The organism is Simiaoa sunii (genome assembly GCF_014337175.1).
GTDB classification, from domain to species: Bacteria; Bacillota; Clostridia; order Lachnospirales; family Lachnospiraceae; genus Acetatifactor; species Acetatifactor intestinalis.
Genome location: NZ_CP060633.1, coordinates 1803950 through 1819544, shown reverse-complemented (window position 1 = coordinate 1819544; position 15595 = coordinate 1803950). Strand labels below are relative to the sequence as shown.

The 15595-nt window shown below is 45.0% G+C and carries 21 protein-coding genes; all 21 read left to right on the top strand.

Translation table 11 applies throughout. The annotated features are described in order from the left end of the window. Positions 1–32: 32 nt before the first annotated feature. A complete protein-coding gene (locus tag H9Q77_RS08430) occupies positions 33–704 on the top strand; it encodes a septum site-determining protein MinC (RefSeq protein WP_118691910.1) in 672 nt (223 codons plus the stop codon). A 41-nt stretch (positions 705–745) separates the two neighbouring features. After that, positions 746–1567 (top strand): septum site-determining protein MinD, encoded by an 822-nt coding sequence (minD, locus tag H9Q77_RS08425; protein WP_022154420.1) that lies wholly within the window; start codon positions 746–748, stop codon positions 1565–1567. Positions 1568–1578: 11 nt separating this feature from the next. Continuing rightward, the gene (gene minE, locus H9Q77_RS08420) at positions 1579–1863 is read left to right on the top strand and encodes a cell division topological specificity factor MinE (protein ID WP_118546914.1); all 285 of its coding nucleotides are present in this window, start codon (positions 1579–1581) and stop codon (positions 1861–1863) included. Between the two features lie 26 nt (positions 1864–1889). Then, a complete protein-coding gene (locus H9Q77_RS08415) occupies positions 1890–2996 on the top strand; it encodes an FtsW/RodA/SpoVE family cell cycle protein (RefSeq protein WP_118546915.1) in 1107 nt (368 codons plus the stop codon). Between the two features lie 31 nt (positions 2997–3027). After that, on the top strand, positions 3028–3423 hold the full coding sequence (mgsA, locus tag H9Q77_RS08410) for a methylglyoxal synthase (protein ID WP_022154416.1): 396 nt from the start codon (positions 3028–3030) through the stop codon (positions 3421–3423). Further along, on the top strand, positions 3407–4399 hold the full coding sequence (locus tag H9Q77_RS08405; protein ID WP_022154415.1) for a D-alanyl-D-alanine carboxypeptidase family protein: 993 nt from the start codon (positions 3407–3409) through the stop codon (positions 4397–4399). Before mgsA ends, H9Q77_RS08405 begins: the two co-directional genes overlap by 17 nt. 87 nt (positions 4400–4486) lie before the next feature. Next, positions 4487–4906: a twitching motility protein PilT gene (locus H9Q77_RS08400; protein WP_249325146.1), complete on the top strand. Its 420-nt coding sequence runs from the start codon at positions 4487–4489 to the stop codon at positions 4904–4906. A 78-nt stretch (positions 4907–4984) separates the two neighbouring features. Continuing rightward, on the top strand, positions 4985–6466 hold the full coding sequence (locus H9Q77_RS08395; RefSeq protein ID WP_249325145.1) for an HlyD family efflux transporter periplasmic adaptor subunit: 1482 nt from the start codon (positions 4985–4987) through the stop codon (positions 6464–6466). Positions 6467–6497: 31 nt separating this feature from the next. Further along, on the top strand, positions 6498–7220 hold the full coding sequence (locus H9Q77_RS08390) for a YggS family pyridoxal phosphate-dependent enzyme (protein ID WP_118550332.1): 723 nt from the start codon (positions 6498–6500) through the stop codon (positions 7218–7220). A 41-nt stretch (positions 7221–7261) separates the two neighbouring features. Beyond that, positions 7262–7798: a cell division protein SepF gene (locus H9Q77_RS08385; protein ID WP_249325143.1), complete on the top strand. Its 537-nt coding sequence runs from the start codon at positions 7262–7264 to the stop codon at positions 7796–7798. A 108-nt stretch (positions 7799–7906) separates the two neighbouring features. Continuing rightward, complete coding sequence (gene aroB, locus H9Q77_RS08380; RefSeq protein ID WP_249327145.1) at positions 7907–9016, top strand: 3-dehydroquinate synthase; 1110 nt, start codon at positions 7907–7909, stop codon at positions 9014–9016. Beyond that, positions 9009–9545, top strand: a complete 537-nt coding sequence (lspA, locus tag H9Q77_RS08375) for a signal peptidase II (protein ID WP_249325141.1) — start codon at positions 9009–9011, stop codon at positions 9543–9545. Before aroB ends, lspA begins: the two co-directional genes overlap by 8 nt. After that, complete coding sequence (locus tag H9Q77_RS08370) at positions 9545–10456, top strand: RluA family pseudouridine synthase (RefSeq protein ID WP_249325139.1); 912 nt, start codon at positions 9545–9547, stop codon at positions 10454–10456. The genes lspA and H9Q77_RS08370 overlap by 1 nt, the downstream gene beginning before the upstream one ends. Positions 10457–10470: 14 nt before the next feature. Further along, positions 10471–11133 carry an L-serine ammonia-lyase, iron-sulfur-dependent subunit beta gene (sdaAB, locus tag H9Q77_RS08365; protein WP_249325137.1) on the top strand — a complete coding sequence of 221 codons (663 nt, stop codon included), beginning with the start codon at positions 10471–10473 and terminating at the stop codon, positions 11131–11133. A gap of 2 nt (positions 11134–11135) precedes the next feature. After that, positions 11136–12026 (top strand): L-serine ammonia-lyase, iron-sulfur-dependent, subunit alpha, encoded by an 891-nt coding sequence (sdaAA, locus tag H9Q77_RS08360; RefSeq protein WP_249325135.1) that lies wholly within the window; start codon positions 11136–11138, stop codon positions 12024–12026. Positions 12027–12133: 107 nt separating this feature from the next. Further along, positions 12134–12778, top strand: coding sequence for a cytidylate kinase-like family protein (locus H9Q77_RS08355; RefSeq protein ID WP_022153043.1), 645 nt, complete (start codon positions 12134–12136; stop codon positions 12776–12778). A 170-nt stretch (positions 12779–12948) separates the two neighbouring features. Then, positions 12949–13254, top strand: a complete 306-nt coding sequence (gene rplU / locus H9Q77_RS08350) for a 50S ribosomal protein L21 (protein ID WP_249325133.1) — start codon at positions 12949–12951, stop codon at positions 13252–13254. 5 nt (positions 13255–13259) lie between these two features. Beyond that, the gene (locus H9Q77_RS08345) at positions 13260–13604 is read left to right on the top strand and encodes a ribosomal-processing cysteine protease Prp (protein ID WP_118546922.1); all 345 of its coding nucleotides are present in this window, start codon (positions 13260–13262) and stop codon (positions 13602–13604) included. A 3-nt stretch (positions 13605–13607) separates the two neighbouring features. Continuing rightward, the gene (gene rpmA, locus H9Q77_RS08340) at positions 13608–13892 is read left to right on the top strand and encodes a 50S ribosomal protein L27 (RefSeq protein ID WP_022153046.1); all 285 of its coding nucleotides are present in this window, start codon (positions 13608–13610) and stop codon (positions 13890–13892) included. Positions 13893–13975: 83 nt separating this feature from the next. After that, positions 13976–15268 carry a GTPase ObgE gene (obgE, locus tag H9Q77_RS08335; protein ID WP_022153047.1) on the top strand — a complete coding sequence of 431 codons (1293 nt, stop codon included), beginning with the start codon at positions 13976–13978 and terminating at the stop codon, positions 15266–15268. A gap of 31 nt (positions 15269–15299) precedes the next feature. After that, positions 15300–15590: a ribosome assembly RNA-binding protein YhbY gene (gene yhbY, locus H9Q77_RS08330; protein ID WP_022153048.1), complete on the top strand. Its 291-nt coding sequence runs from the start codon at positions 15300–15302 to the stop codon at positions 15588–15590. Positions 15591–15595 lie beyond the last annotated feature (5 nt).

Here is a 15595-nt window from a genome sequence, read left to right as displayed (position 1 = left end):
GATAGATAAATTAAAAAGACAGGTACAAGAAAATGAAAGATGCAGTATTGATCAAAAGCTTTACCAACGGAATCACGCTTTTAATGAGAGAAGATGCTTCCCTGGAGGAAATCCTGCAGGAACTTGCAGTGAAATTCACCGAGGCAAAGAATTTCTTCGGAACGTCCACCATGGCATTGTCCATGGAGGGACGTGAAGTCAGTGAAGTGGAGGAGATTCGTATTCTGGATACCATTCGGGAAAACAGTAATGTCAGGATCGCCTGTATCGTCGGTCATGATGAAGCCACGAACAAAAACTTTATTAAGGCACTCCAGCATATGGAGAAAAAGCTTTCCGGCGGTGATGAGGGGCAGTTCTATAAAGGAACTCTGAAAAACCGTGAAGTGATAGAGACGGAGAACAGCATTGTGGTCCTGGGGGATGTATACCCCGGAAGTGCTGTGATGTCAGGCGGAAATATCATTATTTTAGGAGGACTGTACGGGGAAGCTTATGCGGGCGGAACCGGCAGGGAAGACTGCTATATCGTAGCGCTTGAAATGGAGCCGGAAAGATTAAAAATCGGCGATTTCAAATATAAAACCAATGCGAAACAGTCGAAATGGGGTATACGCCCCAAAGTACAACCGAAAATTGCACACCTGAAGAATGGGAAGATAGTATTTGATCCCCTTACAAAAGAATTACTGGGTTCTTTTTAAAGAATTCAGGGGACGACAAAATCAAACAGGAGGAATCCCATATGGAACAAAATGTTTCCACGGAGAAGAAAAGCTCCGAAGTCATTGTCGTCACTTCAGGAAAAGGCGGTGTAGGTAAGACCACTACATCCGCAAACGTCGGTACAGGTCTTGCGAAGGCAGGCTGTAAAGTCTGTCTCATTGATACGGATATCGGTTTACGTAACCTGGATGTGGTTATGGGTCTGGAGAACCGTATCGTATACAATCTGGTAGATGTAGTGGAGGGAAATTGCCGGATCAAGCAGGCACTGATCCGGGATAAGAGACATCCCGGACTTTATCTGATGCCCTCGGCGCAGACCAGAGATAAAACGGCGGTAACACCCGGACAGATGATCAAAGTGATCGATCATCTCAGAGAACAGTTTGATTATATTATTCTCGATTGCCCGGCCGGGATCGAACAGGGTTTCCAAAATGCCATTGCCGGAGCGGACAGAGCACTGGTAGTCACCACACCGGAAGTCTCGGCAATCCGTGATGCGGATCGGATCATAGGCTTGCTGGAGGCAAACGGTTTTAAACAAATGGATCTGATCATTAACAGACTACGAATGGATATGGTACGCAGGGGAGATATGATGTCCGCGGATGATGTGGTGGATATTCTGGCAATACCTCTCATCGGAATCATTCCGGATGATGAAAATGTGGTCATTGCCACCAATCAGGGCGAACCTTTAGTGGGAACCGATACCCCCGCAGGAAAAGCTTATTTTAATGTGGTCGAACGACTGAGGGGAAGAGAGATTCCCTTTCTGGATTTCGAAAAGGGAGTATCTTTTTGGACGAAAGTAACCGGTATTTTTCGAAAAGCATAGGAAGGGGAAGGATGAATATGAAGCATTTTTTTCGCAGGAAAAGTTCCTGCCAGGTTGCAAAAGACCGTTTGAAGATCCTTCTGATATCGGACCGGGTAAATTGTTCCCCCGAAATGATGGAACTGATCAAGGCGGACATTACCAAAGTGATTTCCAAATACATGAGAATCGATACCGACCATATGGAGATAGAGATACAGGCAAAAGGCGGCAACAAAAGCGGGAGAAATAAATCCCCCAGCCTGATTGCAAATATACCGATTCTTGATCTGCAGAAGACTGCGAAAATACCGTAAGTACATAAGAGAGAAAGGCCGGATAAATGTTTAAGAACTATAGATTGCGGGATTATGATTTTAAATTAATAATACTGGTGCTGGCCCTGTCTGCCGTGGGAATTATGACCATCGGCAGCGCGGAGCCTGCCCAGCAGAGCAGGCAGATGGCAGGAGTTGCTGCCGGCGTGGTGATTATGATCGCCCTTTCTTTTTTTAATTATTCTGTGATACTAAAATTGTACTGGCTGATGTATATCGGCAATCTGGTACTGTTGGGACTGGTCATTATAATGGGTGAGGAAGGCAACGGTGCGCAGAGATGGCTGAAGATCGGCGGACTACAGTTTCAACCTTCAGAACTTGCAAAAATTTTATTGATTTTATTCTTTGCACAGTTTATTATGAAATATAAGGAAAAGCTGAATACTTTTCGTGTGATCGCTTCAATTGCTGTACTGATGGGAGTGCCGTGGATCATGGTACTGAAACAGCCGGCACTGTCTACCAGTATTGTACTGATCTTTATCTTCTGTGTGATCCTGTATGTCGGAGGCATCAGTTATAAGCTTGTCTTCGGAGCATTGGCGGTAGCGATACCGGCGGTGGTGATACTGGTATCTCTGGCGATGCAGCCGGATAGTACCATATTGGAAACTTACCAGAAAAATCGTATCCTTGCCTTTGTAAATCCGGAAGAATATTCCACGGATCTGGCGTACCAGCAGCTGAACTCCGTGATGGCAATTGGTTCCGGCGAACTGGATGGCAAGGGATATAAAAACAATGAGATCACATCTGTGAAGAACGGCAATTTCCTGTCGGAAGCGGAAACCGATTTCATATTTGCGGTAATCGGTGAAGAGTTCGGATTTAAGGGAAGTATAGCAGTCATTATTCTTCTGTTGCTTACGGCAATGGAGTGTATTTCCGTAGCAGTAAGGGCTAAGGATGTCGCAGGGACTATTATTGCGGCGGCCATGGGGGGACTGATCGCATTCCAGAGTTTTGTAAACATAGGAGTGGCTACATTTATTCTCCCCAATACGGGACTTCCTTTACCGTTTGTAAGTTACGGACTGACATCTTTGCTCAGTCTGTATATAGGAATGGGTATTGTACTGAATATTCGACTGCAGGCAAGGAAAAGCTGAGAATAATAGAAGAAAAGAAGGGGTATAGAATATGAACATTGCACTGATCGCACATGATGCCAAAAAGAAATTGATGCAGAACTTTTGCATTGCATATCGTGGAATCCTGAGTAAAAATGAATTATATGCAACCGGTACCACCGGACGACTGATCGAAGAGGTTACGAATCTCAATGTTCACAAATACCTGGCCGGACACTTGGGCGGAGAACAGCAGATTGGTGCACAGATTGAGCATAATGAAATTGATCTGGTAATTTTTTTGCGGGATCCGCTGGCACCGAAGGCACATGAACCGGACGTGAGCAATGTAATGCGTCTCTGTGATATGCATAATATTCCACTGGCAACAAATCTGGCAAGTGCTGAACTGTTGATCAAGTCCTTAGACAGAGGAGATTTAGAGTGGCGTGAAATGTATAAATAGATTTTGCAGAATACGATTTTCCTGCATAGCTGCGTTACTTTGCGTGTTTCTGCTGACAGGCTGCGGCAATATTTCCTATACATTTCCGTACAATGTAAATTCCAATGTCAGCAGCTTTAATGTGCTGGCGGGAACCGGCACCGGGAAAGCAGATGCGTTTGCATCGGATCTCTGTGTGGTTACGGAAGACCGAATGGGGGATGGAAGCGTGGATATGACGCAGGCATCCGCGGCAGTGCTGTTTGATGTGAACAACCGTGAAGTGTTGTATTCCAAAAATGCACATGAAAGATTATATCCGGCCAGCCTTACCAAAGTGATGACTGCACTGGTGGCTCTGAAAAACGCATCCCTGGATACGGTGCTTACAGCTACGGATTCCGTGAAGATCAATGAATCCGGGGCCCAGCTGTGCGGACTGAAGTCCGGAGATACTATGACACTTGATCAGGCATTACATATTCTTTTAATGTATTCGGCCAATGATGCAGCTATGCTGATTGCGGAAAATGTTGGCGGAAGTGTGGATCATTTTGTGGAAATGATGAACGAAGAGGCTATGCGGCTTGGGGCGACTAACACCAGCTTTGCCAATCCCCATGGACTTTCGGATGACAATCATTTTACCACCGCATATGACCTTTACCTGATTTTCAATGAAGCTATCAAATATGATTCTTTTAATGAAATCATTCATATGACTTCTTATCAGACAACCTTCTACGACAAGGACGGCAAGGCAAAAGAACTTACGGTGAATAATACCAACCGTTTTTTGAAAGGTGACTTCAATGCACCGGAAAATATTACCGTCATCGGCGGTAAAACCGGTACGACCAATGCGGCCGGACATTGCCTGATTCTGCTGTCCAGAGATGTGAACGGCGCACCGTATATATCCGTTATATTGAATTCATCAGCCAGCGATGTCCTATATCCTGAGATGGTACAATTACTGGAGCAAATCAACAAATAGATGTTGTTTTTTAAGGGTATATAAACTATAATAAAGTAAATAGGTTGCGTGAATTCCTATAAATTTTACGACAGGAGGGTTACACCAATGGTTCAGTTGATTGTAGGCAAAAAGGGTAAGGGCAAGACAAAGCAGCTGTTGGACAAAGTAAACAGCGAGGTAAAGGATATTTCGGGCAGTATCGTATATCTGGACAAAAGTACGAAACATATGTATGAACTGAACAACAAGGTGCGTCTGATCGACGTTTCCCGTTATATGATCGAGAATGCGGACGAATTTTTAGGGTTCGTGTGCGGTATCATTTCTCAGGATCATGATCTGGAACAGATGTATTTTGACAGCTTTCTGAAGATTGCAGTACTGGAAGGCAAAGATATTTCAGCTGTGATTGAGAAACTGGACAAAATGAGCGATTTCTTCCAGGTAGATTTTATCCTCAGCGTATCGATGGATGAATCCGAATTACCGGAGACTGTTAAGGATAAGATCATCGTATCTTTGTAAGAAAACGTATTATAATTTTCACGTATGAGAAGCCTCGGATGCCAACCGGGGCTTCTCAAGTGTAAAGGAGGTTTCCTGATGGCAGAACGACAGAATAAAGTAAAAAAATACAGAAAACCTCTGAACCTTAATATCGGCATGCTTATTTTTGGTGCCATTTTTATTTATGTGATCATTTGTGTGATCATGTATTTTCAGACAGATCACATTGTCCGTTATGAAGTAACAGAAGGCTCTCTTGCTACAAATAATATTTACAAAGGAATTGCCATCCGCAAAGAAGAGGTAGTCAGCACGGATACTGCAGGGTATGTGAATTTTTATGCGCGAGAGGGAGAGCGTGTCGCTAAGGGAGATACGGTATATATTGTTGATGAGACCGGACGGCTGAGTCAGGAATTAGAAGATGCCAGCCTTGGGGAAAACACCCTGAGTAATCAGGAACTTTCCGAGTTCCGAAATGAAATTGTGAATTTTATGCATGGGTATGATGATGTTACTTATGAAAGTACCTATGATTTTAAATATTCTTTAAAAAATACGGTATTAAAACTGGCAAATGTAAATATGCTGCAAAGCATAAAAAATGAAAACGGCGGTTCAACAGCCAATATTGTCAATTTTTGCTATGCACCCACCACGGGAATCGTAGCTTATTGGACGGATGGCTATGAAGGCCTGACGGTAGAAGGTGTGACGGAGGCTGTTTTTGATCATAAGGACTACGAGAAAAAACAGATGCTGGGTAATGAACTGATGGCAGTGGGAGATCCAGTGTACAAGCTGTCTACCGATGAGAACTGGTCTGTGGTGATCCCCATAGATGCGGAACGTGGTGCCCAGATCCAGCAGGAAGATTATGTAAAGGTCCGTTTTCTGAAGAACCAGTATGAATCCTGGGGGCAGGCAAAGCTGTTCACCGGAAGTGACGGGAACACTTTTTTGTCTCTTACCTTTACCAATTCTATGGTAACATTTGTATCCGATCGTTTCCTGGATATTGAGCTGATCTTAAACGATGAGACGGGACTGAAGATCCCGAATTCCTCTATTGTGGAGAAAGAATTTTTCCTGATCGACGAAGACTTCGTTTCGATGGATGAAAACACGGGGACCCAGGGTGTCATCAGACAGTGCTATCTGGAAAACGGCAATATATCCAGTGAATTCGTGGAGACGGATGCCTATAGCTATGATGAGACGGAAGGCGTGTATTACATGGATACTTCCGTGCTTAAGGCGGGAGATGTTCTGTATAAGACGGACAGTCAGGATACCTATACGGTGAGCAAACGTGCAACGCTGATCGGCGTGTATAATGTCAACAAGGGATATGCGGATTTCAAACAGATCAATATTCTGTATCAGAATGATGAGTATTCCATTGTGAGGGCAAACACAACCTATGGTCTGAATGTATATGACTATATAGTCCTGGACGGTTCGGCGGTATCGGATGATCAGATCATTACGAATATTAAGAAGACCGGTACCAATAAGGATACTACGGTCAGTGGTGATGATATGGCCCCGGAGAACAGTCCGGTGCCGGAAGGGTAAGATAAGCTGGAAAGGACGGCGGATATTTAAAATGCAGACGACTGAGCAGAGCAAAACACTGGCAAAAAATTATAATGCCGTAAAGGAAAATATAAAAAAAGCCTGCGAACAGGCAGGCAGATCACAAGAGGAAGTTACTTTATTGGCGGTAAGCAAGACAAAGCCGGTGGATATGCTTATGGATGTCTACCATGCGGGTGCCAGGGACTTCGGAGAGAATAAAGTACAGGAACTGGTGGACAAGATACCACAGCTGCCTTCGGATATCAGATGGCACCTGATCGGACACTTACAGCGTAATAAAGTAAAATATATTGTGGACAAGGTCTACCTGATCCACAGTGTGGACAGTCTCAGACTGGCAGAGGAGATCAGCAGGGAAGCTGTGAAGAAACAGGTGGAAGTTAATATTCTGATTGAAGTCAATGTGGCACAGGAAGAGAGCAAGTTTGGTACCACAACAGAAGAGACCGAAAAACTGGTTCGCGATATTTCGTTTTTACCAGGTGTACATATTAAGGGACTTATGACTATCGCTCCTTTTGTTGAAGACCCGGAGGAAAACAGGATATATTTTCGGAAACTTAGGCAATTAGCTGTTGACATCGGAAATAAAAACATTGATAATGTTTCTATGAGCATACTTTCCATGGGAATGACTGGAGATTATACGGTGGCAGTACAGGAAGGTTCTGCAATCGTCAGAGTCGGAACCGGTATTTTCGGAGAGCGAGATTACAGTAAGACGATATAAAGAATATTCTAAGAAGATTTTAATAAAGGAGACTCGTAAACATGGGTGTAATGGATAAGTTTCTGAATTATATGAAACTGAACGATGAAGAAGATGAAGGTTTCTATGATGACGATTATCTGGATGATGAGGAAGAAGTAGAGCCTGTGAAAAAGTTCGGCGCTGCCAAGAACAGACAGCAGGCACAGGATGAGGAGACTCTGGATGATAAGGGAAAGCGTACTTCACAGCCCAAGGTTACTCCGATCCATCGTACCGTTACCAAGAAAATGCCCGGAACCGGCATGGAAGTCTGTGTGATCAAACCTACTTCTGTAGAGGATGCACGGGAGATTACGGAGACACTTCTGGCGAACCGGACAGTAGTACTGAACCTGGAAGGTCTGGATGTGGATATCGCACAGAGGATCATTGATTTTACTTCCGGATCCTGTTTTGCAATCTCAGGTAATTTACAGAAAATATCGCATTATATATTTATCATCACACCGGCAAGCGTAGATATCTCCGGTGATTTCCAGGATATTTTCGGTGGCGCCGGATCCTTTGAAATGCCTATTAACAACGGAATGTCATAAAATGTCATAAACGGATAACTTCCTGCAGCTGGCTGTAGGAAGTTTTTTAAAAGAAAAAGAATGAAAACACAGAAAGAACGGTTTGGAATCAAACCGGAGGGTGAAAATATGGCACAGAGATTACCGGTGCTTTACAACAAAAAGCCTTGCTACGATATTGTATTTCAGCAGTCTTTTGACGGCTTATGGGAAGAACTGGAGGAACTGGGCGCTGCCGAGAAGAAATTATGCATCGTCACAGATTCCAGAGTGGATGAACTGTACGGAGCGCAGGTTTCAGAACTTTTGGAAGGAAAATGCCGTAAGATCGTAAAATATGCATTTCCTGCAGGAGAGGAAAATAAGAATCTGGAGACGGTAAAGGATGTATATCGTTATCTGATCGAAGAGGGCTTTGACAGAAAGGATATGCTGTTGGCACTCGGCGGCGGCGTGACCGGCGATCTGACTGGTTTCGTTGCGGCAACGTATTTAAGAGGCATTGATTTCGTACAGATTCCCACCACATTATTAGCGCAGGTTGATAGTTCCATCGGCGGTAAGACAGGTGTGGATTTTGACAGTTATAAGAATATGGTCGGCGCTTTTAAAATGCCCAGATTGGTATATATGAATCTTTCGGTACTTAAGACACTGGAAGAGAGACAGTTCTATTCCGGTTTTGCGGAAGTTATGAAGTCTGCTTTGATCAAGGATGCTTTATTTTATGAGTGGCTGATCGAGAACATGTATGAGATCTGCGAGAGAGAGCCTGCCACTTTGGAAGAGATGGTGATCCGTACCTGTTCCATTAAAAAGATGGTGGTAGAGAAGGATCCTACCGAACAGGGAGACCGGGCACTCCTTAATCTGGGTCATACGATCGGACATGCCATTGAAAAATACAAGAATTTTGAGCTGTATCACGGCGAATGTGTTGCCCTTGGTACGGTGGCAGCGGCATATATTTCCTGGAAAAAGGAAATGCTCAGCATGGAAGAATTCTATGAGATCCGCGATATGTTCGTACCGTTTTATCTTCCGATCTCCGTGGACGATATTGATCCGCAGGAGATTCTGAAGCTTACCAAATCCGATAAAAAGATGGAAGCCGGTAAGATTAAATTTATTCTGCTTAAAAAGATCGGTAAAGCAGTCATTGACAGAACCGTTACAGATGACGAGATTCTGGCTGCGATCGAAGAAATCAACTTTAGTGAAGAGGATGCCCATGAATAAAGAAAAAAAGAGTCGTATTATTATGTTACTTATAGATGTACTGATCTCGGTGGTACTTTTGGTATTCGATCAATTTACGAAACATCTGGCTGTCGTACATCTGAAGGGGCAGGCGCCCTATGTACTTATTGACGGTGTACTAGAACTGCAGTATCTGGAGAACAGAGGCTCTGCTTTCGGAATGTTACAGAACCAGAAAGTGTTTATTCTGTTCGTGGGGATCGTATTTCTGGCAGTGCTTTTGTTTTTCCTGCTCAAGCTTCCCGAACAGAAGAAATTCCGCATTGTTCATATTCTGCTCGCAGTGATCATTGCCGGTGGCATCGGAAACATGATCGACAGATTCCGCCTGGATTATGTGGTGGATTTTATTTCTTTTGTATTGATCAATTACCCGATCTTTAATGTGGCGGATATCTATGTGGTAGTCGCTACGATCGGTCTGTTTATTCTGTTTTTGTTTGTCTATAAGGAAAAGGATCTGGAGTTCCTTAATTTTAAGCAGAACCGCTATCGGGAGATGAAATAATGGAAGAACTCCGATTTGAGATTGCTGAGGACATGGAGGACGAACGGATCGACAAGTGCATCAGTCTGTTGGTGGAGGATCTGTCCCGGTCCTTTATTCAGAAGCTGATCAAAGATGGAAATGTTCTGGTCAATGGGAAACCCGTAAAAGGCAGCTTTCGTGTCAAGTGTGAAGATGAAGTGGTGTTTTCCGTTCCGGAATCGGTGGAACCGGACATTGAACCGGAAAATATTCCGCTGGATATCCTGTATGAGGATGCGGATCTGATCGTGGTAAATAAACCGAAAGGGATGGTGGTACATCCGGCAGCGGGACATTATACCGGTACACTGGTGAATGCACTGATGTATCATTGTGGGAACGATCTGTCGGGAATCAACGGTGTGCTGCGCCCGGGAATCGTGCATCGCATTGACAGAGATACCACGGGATCCGTGATCGCCTGCAAAAATGATAAAGCACACAGATGCATTGCGGAGCAGCTAAAGGAACATTCCATTAACCGGAGATATCGGGCTATTTGTTTCGGGGAATTGGAGCAGGAGGAAGGAACCATAGATCAGCCCATCGGCAGACATCCGAATGACCGGAAGAAGATGGCGATCAATCATCAGAACGGAAAACGTGCAGTGACCCATTACCGGGTATTACAGAGATTCAAGGGATATACTTATATAGAGTGCGTATTAGAGACCGGGAGGACCCATCAGATCCGTGTGCATATGGCAAGCATCGGACACCCGCTTTTGGGAGATGAGGTGTATTCCAACCGGAAGAGCCCCTTTAAATTACAGGGACAGACTTTGCATGCCAAAACATTGGGATTTATACATCCTACGACCGGAGAATATCTGGAGATCGATGCACCTCTGCCGGAATATTTTGAACATCTTCTGACAGTATTGGTGTGAGAAATGAGGTGTTTATGAATCTGTTTGACATTTTAGGACCCGTGATGGTCGGCCCCAGCAGTTCCCATACTGCGGGAGCTGTCAGGATCGGATATATTTCGGAAAAATTACTTCAGGACCATGTGAGGAAGGCTGAGATCCTTCTGCATGGTTCCTTTGCTACCACGGGAATCGGACACGGTACAGACAAGGCATTGATTGCCGGACTTTTGGGGATGCATCCGGACGATATCCGGATTCCGGCAAGCTTTGATCTGGCAAAAAAGGTCGGAATGGAGTTTACTTTTTCTACGGTTACCCTAAAAGATGCCCATCCGAATACTGCGGTTCTGCGGCTGTCCGGAGAACACGGTCGGAAGATAGAGGTTCAGGCAGCATCCATCGGCGGCGGTCGAATCCTGATCGCAAAATTAGACGGCATCGAAGTGAATTTCACTGCGGAAAAGCCCACACTGATCGTACACAACGTGGATCAGCCCGGACATGTGGCACAGGTGACAAGCATGCTGGCTGAGAGAAATGTCAATATCGCGACCTTGCAGCTGTACCGGGATAAAAGAGGCGGTTATGCAGTTATGGTCATAGAGACGGATCAGGAGGTGCCACAAGATTCCGTGGAATGGCTTGAGCAACTGAATGGCATCATTAAGGTGACATATATCAATGTGGAGGATTAAGCATGTCTTATCAGTCGTTTGAGCAGGTATTGCAAAAATGTCATACAGAAGAAAAGGAATTCTGGAGGGTGATCTTAGAGGACGATATGGCGGAGCGGAATGTATCCGAAGAGGACAGCATGGAACACATGCGGGTCACCTGGGATGCCATGTTACTTGCGGCAGCCACTTACGAAGGAAATCTGAATTCTTCCAGCGGGCTTGTGGGCGGTGATGGCAGACGAATGGAGGAATATATTCATAGTGCCGTGACTGAGTCACTGTGTGGGGAGTATGTGGACACCTGCATTGCAGGAGCTTTGCAGATGGGTGAATCCAATGCCTGCATGAAACGTATTGTAGCGGCACCTACGGCGGGAGCCTGCGGAGTATTGCCTGCGGTGTTGGTGCCTTATTTTCAGAAGCGGTGCAAAGATACCGATAAAATCCTAAAAGCCATGTACGTGGCGGCGGGAATCGGGCAGATCATAGCCACCCGTTCTTCCATCAGCGGAGCTGCGGGCGGATGTCAGGCAGAAATCGGATCGGCCAGTTCTATGGCGGCCGGAGCACTGACATACCTGCAGGGCGGTAATTGCGAACAGATTGCCACGGCGGCAGCCATGGCGATGAAAAACCTGTTGGGACTGGTATGTGATCCGGTGGCGGGACTGGTGGAGGTCCCCTGTGTAAAGCGCAATGTGATCGGCACTGTGAATGCTATGTCTTGTGCAGATATGGCTATGGCGGGAATTACAAGCCGTATTCCTCCGGATCAGGTCATGGATGCCATGAAAGAAGTGGGAGATAAAATGGATACGTCCCTGCGGGAAACAGCGCTTGGTGGATTGGCGCGTACGGAAGAAGGCATGAAAATAGCAGAAAAAATGCACTCATCACATAAAAATTGTTGAATTGCGACTAAAAAATCTGATAATTAGTTGATTTTTTGTTAAATATCACGTATAATAAAACTACAAAAAATGCTAGTTATCAAGTTCAGCAGAAAGTGGGTGTGTGTATGAATACTATTATTACCATTGGACGTCAGTTTGGTTCTGCAGGCCGTGAGATCGGGGAAAAGGTTGCAGAGTATTTCGGAATCAAATGCTACGATAAGGAACTCCTTACCAGAGCAGCACAGGAAAGTGGTTTCTGTGAGGAAATGATTCAGAATCATGATGAGAGACCAACAAATTCCTTCCTGTATAATCTGGTTATGGATACTTATTCTTTCGGCTACAATGCATCCTCTTTTGTAGATATGCCTATCAGCCACAAGGTGTTCCTGGCACAGTTCGACACGATCAAGAAGATTGCTGATGAAGGTCCCTGCGTTATCGTTGGCCGTTGCGCAGACTATGCACTGGCAGATTACAAGAACTGCATTAACCTGTTCATCTTCGGTGATGATGATGTGAAGACCAAGCGTATCATGGTCAGATATGATCTGACAGAGGCCAAGGCAAAGGAAATGATCACGAAGAAGGATAAGCAGCGTCAGAGTTATTACAACTATTATTCTTCCAAGAAATGGGGCAGAGCTGACAGCTACGATTTGTGTATCAACAGTAGCATTCTGGGAATCGAAGGAACCGTAAAACTGATCATCCAGTATGTGGAAGATTTCGAGAAGAAAAACAACGCCGACATTATGGAAAAGTAAGTATTTGAAATTTTGAAATTTTTTCAAAAAATATTACAATTATATCTTGACGAATCAGGGCACCTCATGCTATTATACTACGGTATGCCGCATAACTAGGTATAAGTGTGTTGGATTTTAAGGTCTTACACCACCAAAGTTAGCGAGTAAATAATAGGAGGTGCCTTATTATGTACGCAATTATTGCAACAGGTGGAAAGCAGTACAAAGTTTCTGAGGGTGATGTGATCAAAGTTGAGAAGATCGATGCAGAAGCTGGTAATACTGTTACTTTTGACCAGGTGATCGCAGTAAGTGACAATACCCTCAAGGTTGGTGCTGACGTTGCTAATGCAACTGTTACCGCAACTGTTATGGAGCAGGGTAGAGGTAAGAAGGTTATTGTATACAAGTACAAGAGAAAAACCGGTTACCATAAGAAGAATGGTCATAGACAAGCATACACTCAGGTTAAGATCGATAAGATTAACGCGTAATCGTTATGACAACTATTATCATTCGTAAGGACCATGAGGGAATCTATCGTGGATTCTACTGCATGGGACATGCAGGATATGCCAAGAAAAGATTATTTGGTACGGAACCGGATATCCTCTGTGCGGCGATTTCCGTACTGGTGCAAAGTACCATCGGATCGCTTTCACAACTGGCGGGCGAAGAACTCAAGCTGACCCAGAACGAGGAGACGGGCTTTATCAAATGTGATTTTCAGGATGTTCTGCAGGACAAATCCGTATTTCTGATGGATTCCATGGTGTTCTCACTACAGAATCTCAGCAGACAGTATGGGGAACAGTATTTGCAAGTAAAAATCGAGGAGGTGTAGACCATGTTTAACTTTAACCTTCAATTTTTTGCACATAAAAAGGGAGTTGGTTCTACCAAGAACGGTAGAGACTCCGAATCCAAGAGATTAGGTGCGAAGAGAGCTGATGGCCAGTTTGTAAAAGCTGGAAATATTCTTTACAGACAGCGCGGTACAAAGATCCATCCCGGTGTCAATGTTGGTATCGGTGGAGATGATACTCTGTTTGCTTTAGTTGATGGCGTTCTCCGTTTCGAGAGAAAGGGCAGAGACAAGAAGCAGGCTTCCGTATATCCTGTAGAGAAATAAGTTGATTTAACCAGGGCTTCAAACATACTGATTGTTTGAAGCCCTTTTAGTCCGTAAAGGATTTTGTCGGAAAGGAGAACAAAATGTTTGCTGACAGAGCTAAAATTTACGTAAGAAGCGGTAAAGGCGGAGATGGTCATGTGTCCTTTCGCCGCGAAAAATATGTTCCCAGTGGCGGCCCTGACGGTGGAGACGGTGGTCACGGCGGAGACGTGATCTTTGTTGTGGATGAGGGACTGAATACCCTGATCGATTTCCGGCACATCCGTAAGTACAAGGCCGGAGACGGGGAAGAAGGCGGCAAAAAGAATTGCCGTGGTAAGGACGGAGAAGATATTATTATCAAAGTCCCCGCGGGAACCGTGATCAAAGAAGCACAGAGTGGGCAGGTAATTACGGATATGTCGGGGGACAACAAACGGGTTGTTCTTCTAAAAGGCGGTAAGGGCGGCAACGGTAACCAACATTATGCCACCAGCACCATGCAGGCTCCGAAGTATGCACAGCCGGGACAGGCAGCGCAGGAACTGGAGCTTTTGTTGGAGCTAAAGGTCATCGCCGATGTAGGACTGGTGGGATTCCCCAATGTGGGTAAGTCCACTTTTCTGTCCAGAGTAACCAATGCCAGACCCAAGATTGCCAACTATCATTTCACTACTCTGAATCCAAATTTGGGTGTGGTGGATCTGGAAGGAACCGGTGGTTTCGTTATTGCGGATATCCCCGGACTGATCGAAGGTGCTTCCGAAGGTGTGGGACTGGGACATGAGTTCCTGCGCCATATTGAGCGTACCAAGGTGATCATCCATATCGTGGATGCGGCAGGTACGGAAGGCAGAGATCCCATTCAGGATATTTATGCCATCAATAAGGAACTGGAAGCCTATAATCCGGAGATTGCTGCACGCCCCCAGGTCATTGCAGCGAATAAGATCGATGCTATTTACACCGAGGACGGCTCCGACCCCGTGGAGGCGATCCGTGCAGAGTTTGAGCCGAAGGGGATAAAGGTATTCCCTATGTCTGCAGTAACCGGTCAGGGTGTAAAGGAGCTTTTATATGAAGTAAATGAAATGCTTCAGGGAATTGGAGAAGAGACTACGGTCTTCGCACAGGAGTACTTCCCGGATAGCATGACAGGATCTGTGGACGATGCCTATACCGTAACCTATGATGAGGAAGAGGACGAGTATGTAGTAGAAGGACCTAAGATCGAGAAGATGTTAGGTTATACGAATCTGGACAGCGAGAAGGGATTTACCTTCTTCCAGAATTTCCTGAAGGATGCCGGAATCCTGGAAGAATTGGAAAGCTTAGGTATCCAGGAGGGTGATACGGTCCGTATGTATGGTCTGTCCTTTGATTACTATAAGTAAAACACGGAAACGTTTGAGAAAGGAATAAATTATGACAAGCAAACAGAGAGCCTATTTGATGAGTCTGGCAAGCAATCTGAATCCGATTTTCCAGGTGGGAAAATCCAGCCTGACTCCGGAACTTACCGCAGCCATTGGTGAGTCTTTCAACAATAACGAACTGATCAAGATCGGCGTGCTGAAGAATTGTTTCGATGACCCCAGAGCGATCGCAGAGATGGTGGCAGAACGTACCCACTCCCAGGTGGTACAGGTCATCGGCAAAAAAATCGTACTGTATAAGCCGGACAAGGACAAGCCGAAGATCGAACTGCCCCGTTAACCGTT